This window comes from Propioniciclava flava, assembly GCF_004126535.1.
GTDB lineage: Bacteria > Actinomycetota > Actinomycetes > Propionibacteriales > Propionibacteriaceae > Propioniciclava > Propioniciclava flava.
This window is the reverse complement of sequence record NZ_PPCV01000009.1, coordinates 39,379-59,100: the sequence shown is the minus strand read 5'-3', so window position 1 is coordinate 59,100 and position 19,722 is coordinate 39,379. Positions and strand designations below refer to the sequence as shown.

The following is a 19,722-nucleotide window of genomic DNA, read 5'->3' as shown; positions in this document are numbered from 1 at the left end:
CCCTGCCCACGCGCGGACGCGACAACCTCAGTGGTGGAGGCGGTCCTTCGCCTGGGCGACCTTGGCGTACATGTCCTCGATGAGGGCTCCGAATCGTTCCTCGACCTGACGGCGCTTCACCTTCAGTGTCGGGGCGAGCAGCCCGTTGTCCATGGTGAGTTCTTCCAGCATGACGCGCAGATCCTTGATCTGCTCCTGGCGTGGGAGTTTGTCGGTGAGTGCGGCGACGCGGCGGGTGATTTCCTCGACGATCTCGGGACGCGTCGGCAGTTCGGAGACTTCTTTGAACGTCAACTGCAACTGGTGTGCGAGGTCCTCCAGGCCTGGCAGCGACGGACGCACCAGCAGTGTGACGTAGGGGCGGTTGTTGCCCAGCACGACCGCGTGCTCGAACAGCGGATCAGCGAGGATCAGCCCCTCGATGGGTGCGGGTGCGATGTTCTTGCCGCCCGAGGTGACGATGATGTCTTTGATCCGGTCGGTGATGACGAGGTAGCCGTCCGTGTCGACGTAGCCGACGTCACCGGTCCGCAACCAGCCCTCCTCATCGAGCGCCGCCGCGGTCGCTTCGGGGTTGTTCCAGTATTCGCGCATGACGTTGGGGCCCCGGTAGCAGATCTCGCCCTCGTCGCCGATCCGCACCTCGCCGCCCTCCATGATGCGGCCGGCGGTACCGAACTTGAAGGCTCCCGGGGAGTTGAACGAGATCAGCGGGGACGCCTCGGTGAGCCCGTACCCCTGGCACAGCAGCATGCCTGCCGCCGAGAAGAACTCTTCGATCTCTTGACGCAGGGGCGCTCCGCCACACGCCATCACAGTCTTGGGCCCGCCGAGGGCGTCCCGGATGGACGTGAAGACGAGCTTGTCGGCAATCGGTAGCGCCAGACGCAACCCTAGGGAGGGGCGGCGGCCCTTGCGGTAGGCGTGCTGGCTGCGGGCGCCGACGCTCAGCGCGGCCCGCAGGATCTTGCGTCGCAGCGGCGAGGAGGCCACCTTCTGATGCACGGTGGTGAAGACCTTCTCGTACAGACGCGGGACGCTGACGAACATCGTCGGACGCGCCTCGACGAGGGCGTCGGCCACCGTCCGTGCGTCCGCGACATAGGTGTTCATGCAGCCCTCGAACAGCACCTTGAACGTCCAGGCGCGCTCCAAGGCGTGCGACAGCGGCAGGAAGGCCAGCGAATGGTCCTTGGGGGTGATCGTGAAGAAGGCGTCCAACGCGTCGGTCTCGAACGTGAACCCGCGATGGGTCAAGACGGCGCCGCGCGGCTCCCCGGTGGTCCCCGAGGTGTAGATGATGGAGGCCACGTCGTCACCGGAGGCCGCCTCAAGGCGGGCGTCCACCTCCGCAGTGGCGTCCGGGGGAACAGGTTCGCTCAGCACCTCGGCGAGCGTGCGGACGCGGGGGTCGCCGCTCTCAACGGCATCGAACGTCCATGCGCCTCGCACCTCGGGAAGGTCACCCCAGACGGGCGTAAGCCGCTCCAGCAGCGTCTGGTTCTCGACGAACGCGAACAGCGCGCCGGAGTCGGCGGCGATGTGCCGCACCTGCTCGGGTGTGCTCGTCGGATAGATCGGCACCGGGACGGCGCGGACGCTCAGCATCGCCAGGTCGGCGATCGTCCACTCGGGACGGTTGTTGGACAGCAGAAGGATGCGATCACCCGGCTGGATGCCCGCGTCGATCAGGTGACCAGCCAGCGTGGCGACGTCACGCCCCAGTTCGGCATACGTGCGGACGACCCAACCGGCCCCGTCCTTGATCCGCGTCGCCGGCCGCTCCGGAAAGCGCCGGAACACCTTGGACATGCGGACCGCGATGTTGCTGGCATCCATGTGAGCCCCCCTCGGCTGTAACTGTGTCTAACTTGCCACAACCGTAGGTTTCTACCAAGGGGCGACACTCCCCCTTCGACGAAGAGTGCGTGGAGTGCCATGACAGCGTTCGGCGTCTGCCCCTCTCGGGACGGACGCCGACTCAGGATCAGAGGACCAACAGCATCCAGGGGATGCCGATCACGGCGAAGATCGCGAGCATGGCCAGCGACAGGATGAAGTTCTTGCTGAACCACTCCCCGGTCGTGATCATGCCGGACTGCCCCGCCGTCAGGGCTGCGCCACCGGCCATCGGGGTGAGCCCGTTGGCGGTGTTGGTGGCGCCGATCGCAAGGAAGAACGCCGCCAGCATGGGCGGGGTGCCGACAGCGATGGCTGCGGTGAGGAACACCGGGTACAGGGCGAGGATGTGCGCGGTCGCCGACGCGAACAGGTAGCGAGCGAAGAAGTACGCGAGGACGACGATCGCAAACGCCAACGGCCAAGCCAGACCGCCCAGTGCACCCGACACCGACGAGCCCACCCAGGCAGTGACGCCCAGCGTAGTGATCTTGGTCGCCATCGCGATCGCGGCGCCGTAGAACAGCAGCGTGGACCAGATGGAACCGTTCTTCACGACGTCAGCCCACTTAACGACGTTGAGGATGAACAGCAGCGCCACGCCGACGAGGGCGGCCATGGTGGCGTCGATGCTCAGCTTCGGCAGGCCCAGCCCAGCGAGGATCGAGTCGATGGCCCACGCGAGCAGCAGGAACAAGAAGACGCAGAGCATCTTCTTCTCCGGGGTCTTCATCGGACCCATCTCCGCGAGGGCAGCCTTCGCGAGTGCGGGCGCCTCCGGCGTCTTGCCCTGGCTCGGCGGGAAGATCTTGTAGGCGACCCACGGGATCACGACGAGGGCGACCGCGACCGGGACGACGGCGGCCACGAACCAGTTGCCCCAGCTCATCTCAAAGCCCAGGTTCATCGACTTCACGGCGTTCGCCATGAGGGGGTTGCCCGCCATGGCGGTGAGGAACAGCGCCGACGTCAGGCTGGAGATGGCGACCGAGGTGAACGTGAGGAAGGCGCCCAGCTTCTTGCGGGAGTCGTCGAACGCTTCCGAGCCCTGCTCCTTGGCGATGGACTTCACCAGCGGGTAGACCACACCGCCGTAGCGGGCGGTGAGGCTGGGGGTGCCCGGCGAGACCACGAGGTCAGCAGCGCCCAGTCCGTAAGCCAGGCCGAGCGCCGTCTTCCCGAAGCGCGACAAGAACAACAGCGCGATGCGGCGTCCCAGCCCGGTGATGACGAAACCGTCGGCGATGATGAACGCGGCCGCGATCAGCCACGCCGTCGAATCGCCGAATCCGGCCAGCACCTCTTTGATGCCGAGCGGACCCCACTGCATGGTGGCAGCGACAGCCGCTCCGGTGTCGGCCTTGACGTGCGCGGGCACCCAGCGGGCCCCGGCAACCATGGCGACAGCGACACCGATCAGGCCTACGGGGGCGTTCGGCAGCGGCTGCAAAATGAAGCCGATGATCGTGCCGACGAAGATGCCGAGCATGATCATGCCGCCCTGCTGGACCCCCGCCGGATCAGGGATGAGGGATAGTGCGAGCGCCGGAATGACGCACGCGAGGGTCTTCCAGGCCTTGGGGTGGCGTGTGAACCAGCTCTCACTGGTCGGCGCGTCAACAGCATTGGTCATGGGTATATCGGCGGCACGGGGCCGCCTGTCCTCCTCGGAGTGCAGTGGGGATGGCGGCAAGCACGATCGGTCCGCTCGCTTGATCCTCCCATGCCCTCCCGGGGCACCCGACTTTCGTGCATAGAGTTCATCGCCGTCGGACGCGGGGGTCGTCCCACCGTGACCACCGTTCGGGTCCGCCCCTACCTCCACTAGGGTGGGGGCGCACGCGTCCGGAGGAACCCGGTGCAAGCCCGGGGCGGTTCCGCCACTGTGATGCCGTCGAAGTTCGACGGCTCAGCCAGACACTCGGCGCGCGCGATCCGACCGTTCGACGGGGCGAGAACCCCTCAGGAGGAATCGTGGCCGAGCCCACTACCCGCATCGCACTGCTGTCCACCTCGGACACCGACCTGCTCTCGGCCCGCGCCAGCGGCGCCGCCTACACGTGGGCCAACCCGAACCGCACCGATGATGCGGCCCTGGCCGCCCTCGTCGCGGACGCCGACCTGGTCATCTATCGCCTGCTCGGCTCCCCGCACGAACTGTGGAGCGGGGTGGACGCCATCCGCGCCGCCCACACCCCCCTGGTGATCCTCGGCGGCGAGCAGCAGCCCAGCGCCGAACTGATGGAACTGTCCAGCGTCCCGATCGGCGTCGCCGCCCAGGCTCACCTCTACCTCGCCGAGGGCGGCCCCGACAACCTGCGGCACCTCCACGCGTTCCTCTCCGACACCGTGCTGCTCACCGGTGAGGGGTTCGAGCCGCCCTCCGCGATCCCGGCCTGGGGTTTCGCGGAGCGGTCCGCCACCGCGGATGCGTCCCTGCCGCGCGTCGGCGTCTTGTACTACCGGGCGCACGAGGCCAGCGGCAACAGCGGCTTCGCGCACGCCCTCGCCGACGCGATCGACGCCACCGGCCTCGCGGTTGGCGTCCCGATCTTCGCGGGGTCGCTGCGATCGGCCCCCGATGAGTTGTACGCCGCGTTCGGCACGCTGGACGCCCTCATCGTGACCGTCCTGGCGGCCGGGGGCAGCGTCCCCGCAGGTGCCTCGGCGGGTGGCGACGACGAAGCATGGGACGTGGAGCGTCTGGCCGGCATCGACATTCCCGTCCTGCAAGGGCTCAGCCTGACCACGAGCCGCGCCGACTGGGAGGCGTCCGACGAGGGCGTCACGCCGCTGGATTCGGCCAACCAGATCGCGATCCCCGAGTTCGACGGCCGGATCATCACCGCGCCGTTCTCGTTCAAGGAGTTCGACGACCAGGGGCTACCCCACTACGTCGCCGACCCGGAGCGGGCGCTGCGCGTCGCGCGAATCGCCGCCAACTACGCCCAACTGCGCCACATCGACAACTCCGAGAAGCGGCTCGCACTCGTGCTGTCGGCCTACCCGACCAAGCACGCCCGCATCGGCAACGCGGTCGGGCTGGACACCCCGGTGTCGGCGATCCGGCTGCTGCGCCGCCTCATCGCCGAGGGCTACGACCTGGGCGAGAACAACCCGATCACCGACATCCTTCACGCCCACACCGCCGGGACACCCGAAGACGACACCGCCGCAGGTGACGCCCTCATCCACGCGCTCATCGCGGCGGGCGGCCAAGACGAAGAGTGGCTGACCACCGCGCAACTCACCGACGCGCACGCCAAGATCACCACCGAGCAATACCTGGAATGGACCGCCGACCTGCCCGCCGACCTGCGCGAGGCCATGGTCGACGCCTGGGGGCCCGCGCCCGGCACCCTGTTCGTCAACGACGCGGGCGAACTCGTGCTGGCGACGCTGCGGGCAGGCAACATCGTCATTCTCATCCAGCCGCCGCGCGGCTTCGGGGAGAACCCGATCGCGATCTACCACGACCCCGACCTGGCGCCCTCCCACCACTACCTGGCCGCCTACCGCTGGCTGGAACACGGCTTCGGCGCGGACGCCATCGTCCACCTCGGCAAGCACGGCTCCCTGGAATGGTTGCCGGGCAAGAATGCGGCACCGTCCGCGTCCTGCGGCCCGGACGCCGCCCTGGGCAGCCTGCCGCTGATCTACCCGTTCCTGGTGAACGACCCCGGCGAGGGGGCCCAAGCGAAGCGGCGCGCCCACGCCCTCATCGTGGACCACCTGATCCCGCCGATGGCGCGCGCCGAAAGCTATGGCGACATCACCAAGCTCGAACTCCTGATGGACGAGCATGCCAACATCGCCGCCATGGATCCGGCGAAGCTGCCCGCGATCCGCGGGGAGATCTGGGCGCTCATGCGCGCCGCCGAGATGCACCGCGACCTCGGCCTGGACGAGCGCCCCGACGATGAAGAGTTCGACGACTTCCTGCTGCACGTCGACGGCTGGCTGTGCGAGATCAAGGACGCCCAGATCCGCGACGGCCTGCACATCCTCGGCGACGCCCCCGCTGGGGAGGGCCGGGTCAACCTCGTGTTGTCGATCCTGCGCGCCGCCCAAGTGTGGGGTGGCGTCGGCAACGCGGTCCCCGGGCTGCGTTCCGCCCTCGGGCTGTCTCCCGACGCCCCCACCCATGAGGTCGACCGGGTCGAGACCCAGGCCCGCGCCCTCGTGCAGGCCATGGAGGACGCCGGTTGGGATCCCGCCGCGGCGGCGTCCCTCCACGAGGATCCGGCCGTGCAGACGGTCCTGCGGTTCGCCGCCGAGCAGGTCGTCCCGCGCCTGAGCCGCACCACCGACGAACTGGACGCCGTCCTGCACGCCCTCGACGGCGGCTTCATCCCGGCCGGTCCGTCGGGGTCGCCGCTGCGTGGGCTGGTCAACGTGCTGCCGACGGGGCGCAACTTCTACACCGTCGACCCGCGTGCCGTCCCGAGCCGGCTGGCCTGGGAGACCGGGCAGGCGATGGCTGACTCCCTGCTGAACCGCTACCTGGATGAGACCGGCGAATACCCGACCTCGGTGGGGTTGTCGGTGTGGGGCACCTCGGCGATGCGGACCTCCGGCGACGACATCGCCGAGGTGCTGGCGCTGATCGGCGTCCGCCCCGAATGGGACGAAGCCTCCCGCCGGGTGTCCTCGCTGACCGTGGTGCCGCTGGCCGAACTCGGACGCCCCCGCGTCGATGTCACGGTGCGCATCTCCGGCTTCTTCCGGGACGCCTTCCCCCATGTCATCGCCATGATGGACGACGCCATCGCGATGGTCGCCGCCCTGGATGAGCCCGCCGAGCAGAACTACCTCAAGGCCAACGCGGACGCCGACCTGGCCCTCCACGGCGACACCCGCCGCGCCACCACACGCATCTTCGGTTCCAAGCCGGGCAGTTACGGTGCGGGCATCCTGCAAGCCATCGAGTCGGGCAGTTGGCGCGACGACGCCGACCTGGCCGAGGTGTACACCGCGTGGGGCGGGTTCGCCTACGGCCGCGACCTGAACGGGACGCCCGCCGCCGACGACATGCGCGCCAACTACAAGCGCATCAAGGTGGCGGCCAAGAACGTCGACTCGGCCGAGCACGACATCGCCGATTCGGACGACTACTTCCAATACCACGGCGGCATGGTCGCCACGGTGCGTGCCCTGACCGGGTCCGATCCGCGCGCCTACGTGGGTGACTCCACCAGCCCCGACAACGTCCGCACCCGGACGCTCGCCGAGGAGACCGCCCGCGTGTTCCGGGCCCGCGTGGTGAACCCGCGCTGGATCGGCGCGATGCGCCGCCACGGCTACAAGGGGGCCTTCGAACTGGCCGCGACCGTGGACTACCTGTTCGGGTTCGACGCGACCGCCGGCGTGGTCCACGACTGGATGTACGACTCGTTGGCGAAGGAATACGTCATCGACGAGGAGAATCAGGCGTTCCTGCGGCAGTCGAACCCGTGGGCGCTGCGCGGCATCGTCGAGCGGCTCCACGAGGCCGCCGAACGTGGCCTGTGGGCTGAGCCCGACCCGGAGGTCCTGGCCGAAATGCAGCGCATCTACCTCGACGTCGAAGGCGACCTGGAGGAGGACGCATGACCCCTGCACCCTTGGGCCCGATCCGCATCGTCGGATTCGGGATGGGCCCCCAGCATGTGACCCCGGAGGCGGCGGCCGCGCTAGCGGCGTCCGACTACGTGATCGCAGCCCGCAAGTCGGACGATGACGCCCTCCTGGCGATCCGGGAGGCCGTCGCGGCACCGTTTGGCCTGGAGGTCGTCGAGGTGCGCGATCCCGAGCGTGATCGCAACAACCCGGCCGACTACCCCCAGGCGGTGAAGGCGTGGCATGCGGCGCGTATCGCCGCCTACGCGGCGGTGCTGCGCGAGCGCGGCGGGTCGGCAGCGTTCCTGGTCTGGGGCGACCCGTCCCTGTACGACTCGGTCGTGCGGATCGTGACGGCTTTGGCCCGCGAGTTGGGCGTCGACTTCGAGGTCGTGCCCGGGGTCAGCGCCCCGCAACTGCTCGCTGCCCGGCACAAGATCGTCCTGCATCGCGTCGGGGGGCCGGTGCACATCACCACCGGACGACACCTCGCCGAGGCGGTGGCCTCCGGGCAGACCAACATCGTCATCATGCTGCTGTCGGCCGTCGAGTTGACCGGCCTGGAGGACTGGCAGGTGTGGTGGGGCGCCAACCTGGGAACCCCCACCGAGGAACTGGTTGCGGGCACCGTCGCCGACGTGGAACCCGCGATTCAGGCGGCCCGCGCCCGGGCGAAGGACACCGCAGGCTGGGTCATGGATCTGGCGTTGCTGCGCGCCCCGGAGGCCCAGTGAGCGGGCGCGTCCTGCTGCTGGGCGGGACGTCGGAGGCCCGCGCCCTGGCGGCCTGCTTGGTCACCGACGGCATCGACGTCACATCGTCGCTCGCCGGCCGCGTCGCACGCCCGCGGCTCCCCGTCGGGGCGGTGCGGATCGGCGGATTCGGCGGAGTCGAGGGGCTCCGCGCCGCGCTGGCCGACTACGACCTCGTCGTGGACGCCACCCACCCGTTCGCGCGCGGCATGTCCGCCAACGCCGCGGCCGCCTGCGCGGCCGAGGGCATCCCTTTGCTGCGCCTCGAACGCCCAGGCTGGGAACCGCGCCCCGAATGGCACTACGCCGACGGCCACGACGCCGCCGCAGACCTGGCCGCGACGCTCGGCGTCCGCCCCTTCCTCACCGTGGGACGCCAAGAACTCGCGCGCTTTCTGCCCGCGCTCGGCCAGGCAGCGGTGCTGGCCCGCGTCGTGGACGCGCCCGATCTGACGCTCCCGGACGCCTGGCGCCTGCTCACCTCGCGAGGGCCCTACACCCTGGACGGCGAACTGGCGCTCATGCGCGAGCATCGCGCCGATGTCCTCATCACCAAGGACTCCGGCGGCACCTACACGCGCCCCAAGCTCGACGCCGCCCACACGCTTGGCGTCCCCGTCGTGGTGGTGCGGCGTCCGGACTACGGCGACGGCGTCGCCACCGTCCACGACCCCGCCGAAGCTCTCACCTGGGTGCGCGAGCGCGCCTGACGCTCAGCGGCCCAGGGCCGCAGCTTCCGCACCGATGGTGGTCGAAGGGCCATGGCCGGTGTGAACGATGGTGTCATCAGGCAGCGTGAAGAGCCGTCGCCGGATCGAGTCGACGATCAGGTCGGCGTCAGAGAAGGACCGGCCTGTCGCGCCCGGCCCACCTTGGAACAGGGTGTCGCCGGTGAACACGACACCCAGGTCGGGTGCGTACAGGCTCACCGATCCGGGCGAGTGCCCCGGGGTGTGCAGCACCGTCAGCGAGGTGTCCCCGACCGCGATCTGCTGGCCGTCGGCCAGGTCGGCGTCCGGCGTGACACCGGGGTGGGTGAGCGCCCACACGAGGGCGTCGGCGGGGTGCAGCAGGATCGGCGCCCCGGTCGCACGGGCCAGGTCGGGCGCGACCCTGACGTGATCGTCGTGGGCGTGCGTGCACACCAGGGCGATCACCGTGCGGTCCCCCGCCAGGGCCAGGATGTCGTCTACCGAGTGCGGGGCGTCGATCACGACGCATGCGGTGTCATCCCCCACCACCCAGACGTTGTTGTCCACGTCGAAGGTCTGCCCGTCCAGGCTGAAGGTGCCCGTTGTGACCCCGTGGTCGATGCGTGCCATGGTCACTGCCCCTTCTCGGTGTTCTCGAGGACGACGACGCTGCGCAGCACGTCGCCCCGCCCCATCTGGACGAAAGCCTCCTCGACGTCGCCGATGCCGATGGTCTCGCTGACGAAGGCGTCCAACGGCAGGCGCCCTTGGAGGTAGAGGTCGATGAGCGTGGGGAAGTCCCGCGACGGCAGGCAGTCGCCATACCAGGACGACTTCAGCGAGCCGCCGTGGCTGAACAAGTCCAGCAGCGGAAGGGGCGGCACCTCCATGTCGGGGGTGGGGACGCCGACGAGGACGAGCGTCCCAGCCAGGTCGCGGGCGTAGAAGGCCTGCTTCCAGGTTTCGGGGCGCCCCACGGCGTCGATGACCACGTCCGCGCCGTGCCCGCCGGTGAGGGCCTGGATGGCCGCCACCGGGTCGGACGCCGACGAGTTGACGGTGTGCGTCGCGCCCAGGGTGGAGGCGGTCGCGAGTTTCCCGTCGTCGAGGTCGACGGCGACGATGGTGGTCGCCCCCGCCAGTGTGGCCCCGGCGATGGCCGCCGCGCCGACGCCCCCGCAGCCGATGACGGCAACGGAGTCGCCGCGGCCCACCGCGCCGGTGTTGAGGGCGGCGCCCAGGCCCGCCATGACGCCGCAGCCCAGCAGACCGGCGACCTCAGGTGGTGCACTCGGATCGACCGGGGTGCACTGGCCTGCGGCGACGAGCGTGTACTGCGTGAACGCGCCGATCCCCAGCGCTGGGGTGAGTTCGGTGCCGTCGTCCAGCGTCATCTTCTGGCGCGCGTTGTGCGTCGCGAAGCAGTACCAGGGCTTGCCTTTGCGGCAGGCACGGCACTGGCCGCACACGGCCCGCCAGTTCAGCACCACGTAGTCGCCGGGGGCGACCTCGGTGACGCCCTCGCCGACCTCCTCGACGACGCCCGCGGCCTCATGACCCAGCAGGTAGGGGAAGTCGTCCCCGATCCCGCCGAGCTTGTAGTGCAGGTCGGTGTGGCACACGCCGCACGCTTGGACCTTCACGACGACCTCGCCGGGGCCCGGATCGGGGACGGTGATCGTCACTACCTCCACAGGCGCGTTCACGCTGCGGGCGATCACCGCTTGGCTAGTCCGTGGCATCAGTGCCTCCTCCTATCGGGTGCTGCAAGGTTCGCAGGAATGGGTTCTTTAGCGCTACAGAGCAGAGGCCGGTTGATCACTGTAACGATAAAGTCCACCATGGATGTCGAGGGGGTGATCGGCATGGGCCGGGTGACGCAAAAGGACGTGGCAGCGGTGATGGGCGTCTCCGTCATGACCGTCTCCAACGCGTTCAACCGCCCCGATCAGCTCTCCGAAGACCTCCGCGTCCGCGTCCTTCAGCGCGCCAAGAAGATGGGCTACTCAGGTCCCGACGCCGTCGCACGCCAGTTGCGCACCGGGCGCACCAACACCTATGCCGTGGTCTTCGACGAGGACCTGTCCTACGCCTTCTCCGACCCATTCACCGTGCTGTGGTTGCGCGGGTTCTCCGAGGTGATGTCCGCCCACGGCACCAGCATCACCTTGCTGTCGGTCCCCGCCTCGGACCCCGCCTCGCTCGCCGCCGTGCAGGACGCCGCCGTCGACGGCCTCGTCGGGTTGTGCGGCGACAAACCAGCCGTCATCAAGGCCCGCGAACTCGGCCTTCCGACGGTGTACTGCACGCTCAGCGAGGATCTCCACAACGACACGTTCGTCGCCATCGACGATCGCGCAGCCGGACGCGACCTCGGCGCCCACCTATACCGCCTCGGCCATCGCCGCGTCACGGTGCTCGCCGAGATCCCAAGGCTCAGCGACGCCGACCACGTCGAGTGGCATCCGGGGCAACTCGCCGACCAGGACGACCTGCCCCCGTGGGCGCTCGACTCACGCTCACGCCTGTTCGGCATCCTGGAAGGGCTCGGCGACGCGGACGTGCGCATCGTCTTGACCGGCCCCAACTCCCGCGATTCTGGCCGCAACGCCGGGGATGTCGTCCTGGATCGCCACGACCGACCCACCGCCGTCGTGGGCATGAGCGACATTCTCGCCCTGGGATTCCTCGACGCCCTCGCACAGCGGGGGTTACAGCCGGGCCGTGACGTCTCGGTCGCCGGGTTCGACGACATCGGAGAAGCCGCCCCAGCGGGGCTCACCACGATTCGACAACCCATCGCGGAGAAGGGCCGCGAGGCTGCCCGCCTCGTCCTCGACCCGCGCCGACCCAACCGTCAAATCATGCTGCCGCACCGCCTGATGGTGCGCGCCAGCACCGCACCCCTGCTCTAGACCACCCTTCACCGACCCGCAGAAAGGGACACCCATGTCCATGTACCTGTCCATCGGCTCCACCCTGCACGAGATGTCGTCCACCCATGACGTTCCCGCGCGCGCCCTCCCGTGCCGCAGTGTCCAGGCCGCACCTACCACGGGACGCACCGCCCGCACGCTCGCCGCAGGCCTGCGGCGTCTCGCGTCCGCAGAACTGCGCTGGGCGTCCCATCTGGAGCGCCGCGTCACCGACGTGTCCCTGGCCTCCTGAGGACGGGCCGGGTGGCCCGATCAGCCGAGATCAGCCAGGGCCTGGATGGGCGTGGCTCGTCCGGCGCGACGCGCGGGCAATGCACTCGCAACAAGCGCCACCCCGACGGTCGCCAACCAGGGGAGACTGCGCCTCAGGCGTCAACGATGAGCCACGTCAGCAACTCGTCGCGTCCGGAGATGTAGCGGAACAAGGCCGAGGGTGCCATGTCGATCCTGCGGGCGACCACCACTGTGGAGGATCATCCGAAGCAGAGCAGCCAGTGGCTACGCGTTGCCGCTCAGTTCGACGGCCCACTTCTCCGCCTCGTCAGCGCGGCCGAGCCGCTTTAGCGCCGCGACCAGTTCGCCGCCGACCTCGCGGCGAGGCTCCTGCAGGTGGGCGAGCGTGAAGGCTTCGGTCGCGGACTCCAGCGCGTAGACCGCGTCGACGTCGTCGGTGCGCAGCATTCCCAGCAGCCAGAACGCGTAGGCGGCATCCGCGTACTCTCCCGCGCGGGCGAACTCTTCCGCGATGGTTTCGGCGCGCTCGGGGGCGGTGGGATCACCCAGAGTCGCGGCGATACGAACGCGGGTGTCGGCGAGTCGACGCGCCTGCACGGCACGGGCGGCCCGCTCACGCTCGACGATGTCGTCGGAGAGTCCGTCGGGAAGCTCCTCCTCAGTGAGTTCGCCGATCAGGGATTCCGCCAGGCGGTCGATCTCAGGAAGCTGCGTCACCTCGGCCCGGCGAGCCCACGCCTCCACCACGGGCGCAAAGTATCGCGCTGGTGTCGCGGCACCGCGCAACAGCGAAGCCGCCGACGCGAACTGGGCGCGCGCGCCCTCGTCGTCACCTTCGGCGGAGGCGAGCATCGCCGCCTCCGCATGGGCGAACCCTGCCGCCTGCAGACGGCCCACAGCCCGGTAGGCGTTCGCCGCAGCCACATAGGCGCGCGCCGCCGCCACCCGGTCCGCACCCGCCTGTGATTCCGCCCAGGCGAGGAGTTCCGCCGGGTCGTCGAGACCAGGCTGGCCCTGCGCAACGTCGGCGTCCGCCCCTGCCGGGGAGGCGTCCGGGGAGGACGCCTGGGCTCGTGAGGGCTGGGCAGGATCCTCGGCGCGTGGCGCGGGAGCCGCGCTCGCGACCGGGGCGAGGTGCTCACCGAAGACGGACAGATCCACAGCAAGGAACGTCGCGTCATTCCACACGGCCCAGGTGGCGTCCGTGAGCGCTGAGGTCTGGTTGCGCGCGTCAAACGCGGCAGCCAAGGTGAGCGCCTCACCGCGCACCCACCGATCCAACTCGGCCACCGTCGCCGCCGGGACGCCGTGCAGTTCGACGGGTGTTGCGGCATGGTCGGCCGCCAGTAAGCCCGTGGCCGCGCCCACCGAACGCAGATACGTCCACCGGACATGCGGGGTGTCGCCTTCAAGCAGGAAACGCTGATCCTCCACCAGCTTCGCCAGGGCACGACTCGGGTTTCCGGAACGAGCAAGAAACTCCAGATGACGACCACGGATCGGGGCTGCCGTCACGTCCTGGGGCAGATGCTGGCGCGCTAGGCGGTGGGCGCGAGCCGCCCCCACCGCGTCCCCCACCTGCAGGGAGGCGAGTTGCAGGTACGACAGCATGTCGCCCGGCTCCGTGGCGCATTCGGGGCTTTGCGGCAACACCTGCTCGACGAGCCGGATGCACTCCTCATAGCGGCCGGTGCGGTACAGGTGGGCCGCCCGGTCGCCGGGATCGCACGCCTCACATTGGGAGAAGTCGTCGCGTGGGGTCGAGGACCACTCCACGAAAAGATCCTCGGTGTCGGCTGCGCCACGCATCTGGGCCCAGCCGAACCGGCTCAGGGCGACGGCGTTCATCCCGTTGCCCGCCAGCGCGTAGCGGCGCTGCATGTCCGTGAGCGTGGTGTCGATCTGTGCGGCCGTGATCGCGGGGAACTCCATCAAATGCGCGACCATCCACTTGAACGACCAAAACAGCGAATGCTGATCCTGCTCGTCGAAGTACTCCGGGTGGGCGTCCCACCAGCGCAGCATCTGCGTGAAGGGCAGGAACGCCTTGTCGACCTCGCCGCCCCACGCATACCCCTCCACCGTGGTGAACAAGGCGTAAGCGCGCGCCTCCGGGGGGCCTTCGGCGGTAATCCGGTCAAGTTCGGCAGCCGACGCGGTACTGCGCGCGATCCCATAGGGCATGTCACGGATCCGGCTGATGGCGATGTTGGCTTCGGCAACGGAGCGAGTCATCGGTCGTCCTTCGTGGAAGTGGAGTCGCCCCCGAGCGCACGCTCCATGAGCAGCGACAGGGACTCGTTCATGAGCGTGACCTCGGCCGTCTGCAACGGCAACCCCGAGGCGAGCACGGTCGTCACATACAGCGAGCGGGTCGCGGCGTCCCGGACGTCACCGTCACGGGTAGCCAGCAGCGCCCGAACGGTGGCGGACGCATCGTTGAGGATGAGCCGACGCGGACGCGCGGGCTCGGTGAGCCCGGTGAGGATCTCACCCCACACGTCGTCGGAGGTGGCTGCCTCTGCGTGCGCGGCGCGGGCATGCTCACCGTCACGGTCGTCGATGAGGACGGCGGACAACTCGGGCGGGTCGTAGCGGCGGACCAGGATGTCGCAGTCCTGATCGGCGAGCGTGGCCCGCAACGCGACGACGGCGTCCAGGATCTCCAGTTCGCGCACCGGCTCCAGTTCGTCGAGGGTCCGCGCGATGTCGTCGGCGACTGCGGCGGCCAGCCCCAGTTCGCGGTGCCGGGCGGCGGCGCGTTCGAGGAGGTCGGCGTCGTAGACGTAACCCCCGTTGACGACCACGATGCCCTTGTGGGCGGCCACGGCAGCGATCCGGCGGTACTCCTCCAGGGAGCGGGTGAACAGCAGCCGGGCGTCCCCTGCGCGCTCAGCCAACTCGCGAAGCGTGCCCGCCCCCACCGTCGACTCGAACGGCAAGGTCGTGACCGCGAGGTCGAGCACCTCATCGTCCACCAACGCCAGCGCCCGCAACGCCAGGTGGTGCACCTCGACGAACCGGCGCGCCACCGGACCACCCGCGGTGAGCGTGTCGAGCACCCACGCCCGGACGCGTTCCCCCAGCGCCTCACGCGCCGCCAGCAACAGGTCGTCCTCGTAGAGACCCTCACGCGACGCGGTGGGCCGCAGCCCCGAGGCGTCCAGGACGCAGCGCACGAAGAAAGCCCACGGCGGGAGCACTTGGGTGACCCCCGAGGACAGCAGCATCCGTTTGAGATACACCCGATGATGGGCCACCGTGGTGGGTGCCACCGCCGCAGGAAGGACGAAGGCGACACCCGTCAGCCCAGCGATCGGAATCTCCACGTCAATCGAAGCCAGCGGCGTGAACCCCAGCGCCCGCTCGCTGTAGGACGCCAACGCAACGGTGCGTGCGGCATCGTTCGGGTAGGCGACACGCCAGGGCAGTTCGTCCCCGCTGAGGCGGCGACGGGCGAGCGAGCCGTCGTCGAGGCGCACCTCCAGCGCAACGTCGACGGGCAGCAGGCCGCCGAAGTCCTCCGCCAGCGCGGCCACCATGTCGGGAGCGAGCCAATGCTCGGCATCGCGCCGAGGAACCAGGCGGACAGCGCTGCCCGGCGCGCCTTCGAGCACGGCGATCGCCGGGTCGTCGTCAGCCAACTCCGTCAGCTCGTAGCGCCCATCGGTGAACCCGCGCCACCGGATCGCGGGCGAACGCTGCCCCTCGGGGCCCGGGCGTGCGCACCGGGACACGAGGTCGATCTCATCGGCGACCATGAACGCGGACAGCAGGCCGATGCCGAACTGTCCCAGGAACTCTTCGCGCCCCCCGCCCAGATCGGCGTCACGCTTGGACGAGCGGCCGATCGTGGCGAGCAACTCACGGGCGTCGGCGGCGGTCAGCCCGATGCCGGTGTCGCAGACCTCCAGCCCGCCGCCGGGGAGGGGACGCAGGTCGATGCGCTCGGGCGCACCCTCAGCCAGGGCGCGGCGTGCCGTGATCGCGTCAACCCCGTTTTGCAGCAGTTCGCGCAGATAGACGCGCGGGCTGGAGTACAGGTGCCGGGCCAGCAGATCGACGACGCCGCGCAGATCAACCTGGAAGGACTCTCCGCTCACTCGCCCTGGCCCTGATCACCTGGCTCGTCCACGATGCCCAGGTGCTCGCCCAACGCCTCGAAGAAGCGCAGGCCTGTGAAGAGCCCGGACGCGATGAACTGGCCGAGTTGGTCATCGGCGACCCCGTATTCGAGATCGAAGGACACCTCGGTGTAGATCGCGAGTTCGCCGCCCTCCTCCGCCGTGTAGGCCTTGGGCCACGGGCGGGACCGATGGAAGTCGTCGGCGAACAGGAGGAAGTCTGCCTGGCGCTCCAGGGGCAGGGTGTGCTTCCAACGCCCGCGCACCTGCAGCACTTCGTCGTTGGAACCCAAGACGAAGAAGTAGAAGACGTTGTCGTCCCACGACCCGCCCAGGTCACCGTCGGAATCCTCGGAGAAGTACCACTCCTGCCGCGTCAGGAACGCTGCGATGCGCTCCTTGGTCAGCGGCGTGTTCGTCGTGTGCGGCGCGTCGTCCGGCTTGCTGAAAAACCCCATGGTGGCACGTCCTTCGTCGGTTGATCCCGGTCGAGTGAGCCCTCCTGGGTCACGCCGTCCGGGCGGCGGGTGTGGCTGTCGCGCCAGTCTAGGGAAGGCCACCGACAGGACGAAGCCCCGACCACCCTCAGCGCGGCCCGGCCCGACGAAAGCGCCACTCGCCTCACCACTCGATGCCGCGTTGGCCCTTCTGCCCGGCGTCCATCGGATGTTTGATCTTGGTCATCTCGGTGACCAAGTCGGCGGCCTCGATCAGCGCCGGGTGCGCACGGCGTCCGGTGATCACGACATGCTGAAAACCGGGACGCTGCGTGAGGGTCTCCACCACATCCTCGACGTCCACCCAGCCCCATTCCATGAGGTAGGTGAACTCGTCGAGGATCAACAGATCGTGGGTTTGGGCGGCCAGGCGTCGCTTGACCTCCGCCCAGCCCTGGGCGGCATCGGCGGCGTGGTCGGAACCGTCGCCCTGCTTGCGCGTCCACGACCAGCCGGACCCCATCTTGTGCCACTCGACGGGACCCCCCTCGCCGGTCTCCTCGTGGAGGCGTCCCAGGCGCTCGAAGACGGTCTGCTCGCCGATGCGCCACTTGGCCGACTTCACGAACTGGAAGACCCCGATGTTCCAGCCCTGGTTCCAGCCGCGCAGCCCCAACCCGAAGGCGGCGGTCGATTTCCCCTTGCCGTCGCCGGTATGGACGGCCAGCAGGGGGCGGTTACGTCGCTGTTTGGTGGTGAGCCCGTCATCGGGAACGCTCAGGGGTTGTCCTTGGGGCATCAGGCGGCTCCGTTCTCGGCGGCAGGAAGGGTGGGGCGTTCGCGCCAGGCGTCCACGGCCCCGGTCAGGGCCTGAGCGCTCACGGCGTCCACGGCCACGTGTTCGGCGCCCAGCACGGACGCGAGCCGTCGCGCCAGGCCGAGCCGCAGCGGACCCGCCTCACTGTCGATGACGACGGTGCTGACGCCCAGCCGGGCGATGCCGGACGCTGCCCGCTCGGCCCGTGCCACCGCGTCCGCACCCGCATTGGCGCGGCCGTCGGTGACGACGACCAGCAGCGGGCGGGTGCGCGGATCCCGGACGCGTTCGCGCAGGATCACCTTCGCGGCCAGTTCGAGGCCCTCGGCCAGCGGCGTTCGGCCCCCGGCGGGCAATTCCTCCAGGCGAGCGGCGGCGATGTCGATGGACCCGGTCGGTGGCAACGCGACGTCGGCGCCGGTACGCCGGAACGTCACCAGCCCGACGCGGTCGCGGCGACGGTAGGCGTCCAGCAGTAGGGACAGGATCGCCGTCTTGACCGCTGTCATGCGTTTGCGGGCGGCCATCGAGCCGGACGCGTCCACGCAGAACAGGATCAGGTTGGCCTCGCGGCCCTCCCGGGTGGCGACGCGCAGATCCTCGGCGCGCAACTGGACGCGGCGGCGCCCCCCGGCGTGGGGGGTCTGGTGGCGGGCGGCGGCCATGAGCGTTTCCACCAGGTGCAGCGATCCGGCCCCGGAGGTGGCGGGTTCGGCGCCGATGCGTCGCCCCTGCGTGGACAGGGCGCGGCTACGGCGTCCGGCGCTGCCCGCGCCCACCCCGCGGACGGCGAACAGGCGCGGCCGATAGGGGGCTGCCGCGGCGGCGATCTTGTCGGTGCCCTCACCGGAGGGCTGGTCGTTGCCGAGTTCGGGGGGCAGCGGCGGGGGCACGTCGAGCGGCGCCTCGGCCTGATCCTGTGGGCCGGGCGGCGGCGCGTCTGGCTGGGAGGTGTCGGTGTCGGGCTGTGGCGCGTCGGTGTCAGGCTGGTCGGCGCTGTCGGAGTCCTCCGGCGGACGATCCTCGGGTGCCGGGTCGTCGGTGGGCGGCTCGGGTGGGGTGTCGTCGGGATCCGGCTCTTCATCCCCCAGGAGACGGTCGAGGAGGTCCTCGTCGAGCCCCGGGGCGTCGAACGGGTTGCGGCGGCGGCGATGCGGCAACGCCAGCAGGGCGGCCTGGCGGATGTCGGCGCGGGTGACGGTGTCGCGTCCGGCCCAGGCGGCGTGCGCGACCGCCGCGCGGGCGGTGACGATGTCGGCGCGCAGGCCGTCCACCTCGAACCCGGCACACACGCGGGCGATCGCGGCCAGCGCATTGTCACTGAGCTTCACCCCCGCCAGGCGGGCGCGAGCCTGACCGATGCGGGCCCGCAACGCGGCCTCGTCGGCGGCGAAGGATGCGGCGAACGTGAACGGGTCGGCGTCGAAGGCGAGCCGCCGGCGGACGACCTCGACACGGCGTCCAGGTTCTCGGGGGGCGACGACCTCGACGGTGAGACCGAACCGGTCCAGCAACTGGGGCCGCAGTTCGCCCTCCTCAGGGTTCATGGTGCCGATCAGGACGAAGCGGGCGGCGTGCTCGACGGAGATGCCGTCGCGTTCGATGGTCGCCCGGCCCATGGCAGCGGCGTCCAGGAGCAGATCGACGAGGTGGTCGTGGAGCAGGTTGACCTCGTCGACGTAGAGGATGCCGCGATGGGCGCGCGCAAGCAGGCCCGGCTCGAACGTCACCTCACCCTTGGACAGGGCGCTTTCGAGTTGGAGGGAGCCCAGGACGCGGTCCTCGGTGGCGCCGACCGGGAGTTCGACGAGCCGCACCGGACGCGACGTGCGCGTGGCGGCGTCCCGGTCGGGCAGGTCGAGAGAGACCGCGGAAGGATCGTCGGGGTCGATGGAGAACCGGTCGCCTTCGTAGACGTCGACGGGCGGCAGGACGGCGGCCAGCGCACGCACGGCGGTGGATTTGGCGGTGCCCTTCTCGCCACGGATCAGCACCCCGCCGATCTCCGGGGAGATCGTGGACAAGATGAGGGCCAGCCCCATCGGGTCGAGGTGGTCGGCTTCGCAGCCGACGATGGCCGAAAAGGGGTACTGCTGTGGCATGTGAGGCTCCCGCTCTGTTCGCCAACGTGGTCGTCGTGGCGCGGGGCCGGTCTTCGGACTGGCCGAGTCCCTTTCGGGCTCGGTTCACCGCAGCGGGCCTGTGCCGGACTCTCACCGGCTTCCCAGATTCT

The 19,722-nt window shown here is 69.8% G+C and carries 14 protein-coding genes and 2 riboswitches; of the genes, 5 read left to right on the top strand and 9 right to left on the bottom strand.

Annotated features, from left to right (window positions below):
- Positions 1-27 precede the first annotated feature (27 nt).
- Positions 28-1,839 (bottom strand): AMP-dependent synthetase/ligase, encoded by a 1,812-nt coding sequence (locus tag C1706_RS12065; protein WP_129459499.1) that lies wholly within the window; start codon positions 1,837-1,839, stop codon positions 28-30.
- Between the two features lie 148 nt (positions 1,840-1,987).
- Entirely contained in the window at positions 1,988-3,532 is a 1,545-nt protein-coding gene (locus tag C1706_RS12060) for a DASS family sodium-coupled anion symporter (protein WP_129459498.1), read from the bottom strand.
- Between the two features lie 160 nt (positions 3,533-3,692).
- Positions 3,693-3,842, top strand: a riboswitch (cobalamin riboswitch).
- Between the two features lie 31 nt (positions 3,843-3,873).
- Here C1706_RS12060 and cobN point away from each other — a divergent pair.
- From cobN to C1706_RS12045, 3 genes are read left to right on the top strand one after another with little or no spacing between them, the layout of a single operon-like run.
- On the top strand, positions 3,874-7,491 hold the full coding sequence (gene cobN / locus C1706_RS12055) for a cobaltochelatase subunit CobN (protein ID WP_129459497.1): 3,618 nt from the start codon (positions 3,874-3,876) through the stop codon (positions 7,489-7,491).
- Positions 7,488-8,231, top strand: coding sequence for a precorrin-6A synthase (deacetylating) (gene cobF / locus C1706_RS12050; protein WP_129459496.1), 744 nt, complete (start codon positions 7,488-7,490; stop codon positions 8,229-8,231). Before cobN ends, cobF begins: the two co-directional genes overlap by 4 nt.
- A complete protein-coding gene (locus C1706_RS12045) occupies positions 8,228-8,959 on the top strand; it encodes a cobalt-precorrin-6A reductase (protein ID WP_206661119.1) in 732 nt (243 codons plus the stop codon). The genes cobF and C1706_RS12045 overlap by 4 nt, the downstream gene beginning before the upstream one ends.
- 3 nt (positions 8,960-8,962) lie before the next feature.
- Here C1706_RS12045 and C1706_RS12040 read toward each other — a convergent pair whose 3' ends face one another.
- Both C1706_RS12040 and C1706_RS12035 read right to left on the bottom strand, forming a co-directional pair.
- Positions 8,963-9,571 (bottom strand): MBL fold metallo-hydrolase, encoded by a 609-nt coding sequence (locus C1706_RS12040; protein ID WP_129459495.1) that lies wholly within the window; start codon positions 9,569-9,571, stop codon positions 8,963-8,965.
- 2 nt (positions 9,572-9,573) lie between these two features.
- Complete coding sequence (locus C1706_RS12035; protein ID WP_129459494.1) at positions 9,574-10,683, bottom strand: S-(hydroxymethyl)mycothiol dehydrogenase; 1,110 nt, start codon at positions 10,681-10,683, stop codon at positions 9,574-9,576.
- A gap of 99 nt (positions 10,684-10,782) precedes the next feature.
- Between C1706_RS12035 and C1706_RS12030 the strand changes: the two genes are divergently transcribed.
- Positions 10,783-11,856, top strand: a complete 1,074-nt coding sequence (locus tag C1706_RS12030) for a LacI family DNA-binding transcriptional regulator (RefSeq protein ID WP_164987543.1) — start codon at positions 10,783-10,785, stop codon at positions 11,854-11,856.
- 34 nt (positions 11,857-11,890) lie between these two features.
- Positions 11,891-12,109 carry a hypothetical protein gene (locus tag C1706_RS12025; protein ID WP_129459492.1) on the top strand — a complete coding sequence of 73 codons (219 nt, stop codon included), beginning with the start codon at positions 11,891-11,893 and terminating at the stop codon, positions 12,107-12,109.
- Between the two features lie 266 nt (positions 12,110-12,375).
- Here the strand turns inward: C1706_RS12025 and C1706_RS12020 are convergent, their stop codons facing one another.
- From C1706_RS12020 to C1706_RS12000, 5 genes are all read right to left on the bottom strand, one after another.
- Positions 12,376-14,346 (bottom strand): hypothetical protein, encoded by a 1,971-nt coding sequence (locus C1706_RS12020; protein ID WP_129459491.1) that lies wholly within the window; start codon positions 14,344-14,346, stop codon positions 12,376-12,378.
- Positions 14,343-16,214: an HSP90 family protein gene (locus C1706_RS12015; RefSeq protein WP_129459490.1), complete on the bottom strand. Its 1,872-nt coding sequence runs from the start codon at positions 16,212-16,214 to the stop codon at positions 14,343-14,345. Before C1706_RS12015 ends, C1706_RS12020 begins: the two co-directional genes overlap by 4 nt.
- Positions 16,211-16,693, bottom strand: a complete 483-nt coding sequence (locus tag C1706_RS12010) for a type III secretion system chaperone family protein (protein WP_129459489.1) — start codon at positions 16,691-16,693, stop codon at positions 16,211-16,213. The genes C1706_RS12015 and C1706_RS12010 overlap by 4 nt, the downstream gene beginning before the upstream one ends.
- A gap of 163 nt (positions 16,694-16,856) precedes the next feature.
- Positions 16,857-17,471 (bottom strand): cob(I)yrinic acid a,c-diamide adenosyltransferase, encoded by a 615-nt coding sequence (cobO, locus tag C1706_RS12005; protein ID WP_129459488.1) that lies wholly within the window; start codon positions 17,469-17,471, stop codon positions 16,857-16,859.
- Complete coding sequence (locus C1706_RS12000; protein WP_129459487.1) at positions 17,471-19,591, bottom strand: VWA domain-containing protein; 2,121 nt, start codon at positions 19,589-19,591, stop codon at positions 17,471-17,473. The genes cobO and C1706_RS12000 overlap by 1 nt, the downstream gene beginning before the upstream one ends.
- A 48-nt stretch (positions 19,592-19,639) precedes the next feature.
- Positions 19,640-19,715: riboswitch (cobalamin riboswitch) on the bottom strand.
- Positions 19,716-19,722 lie beyond the last annotated feature (7 nt).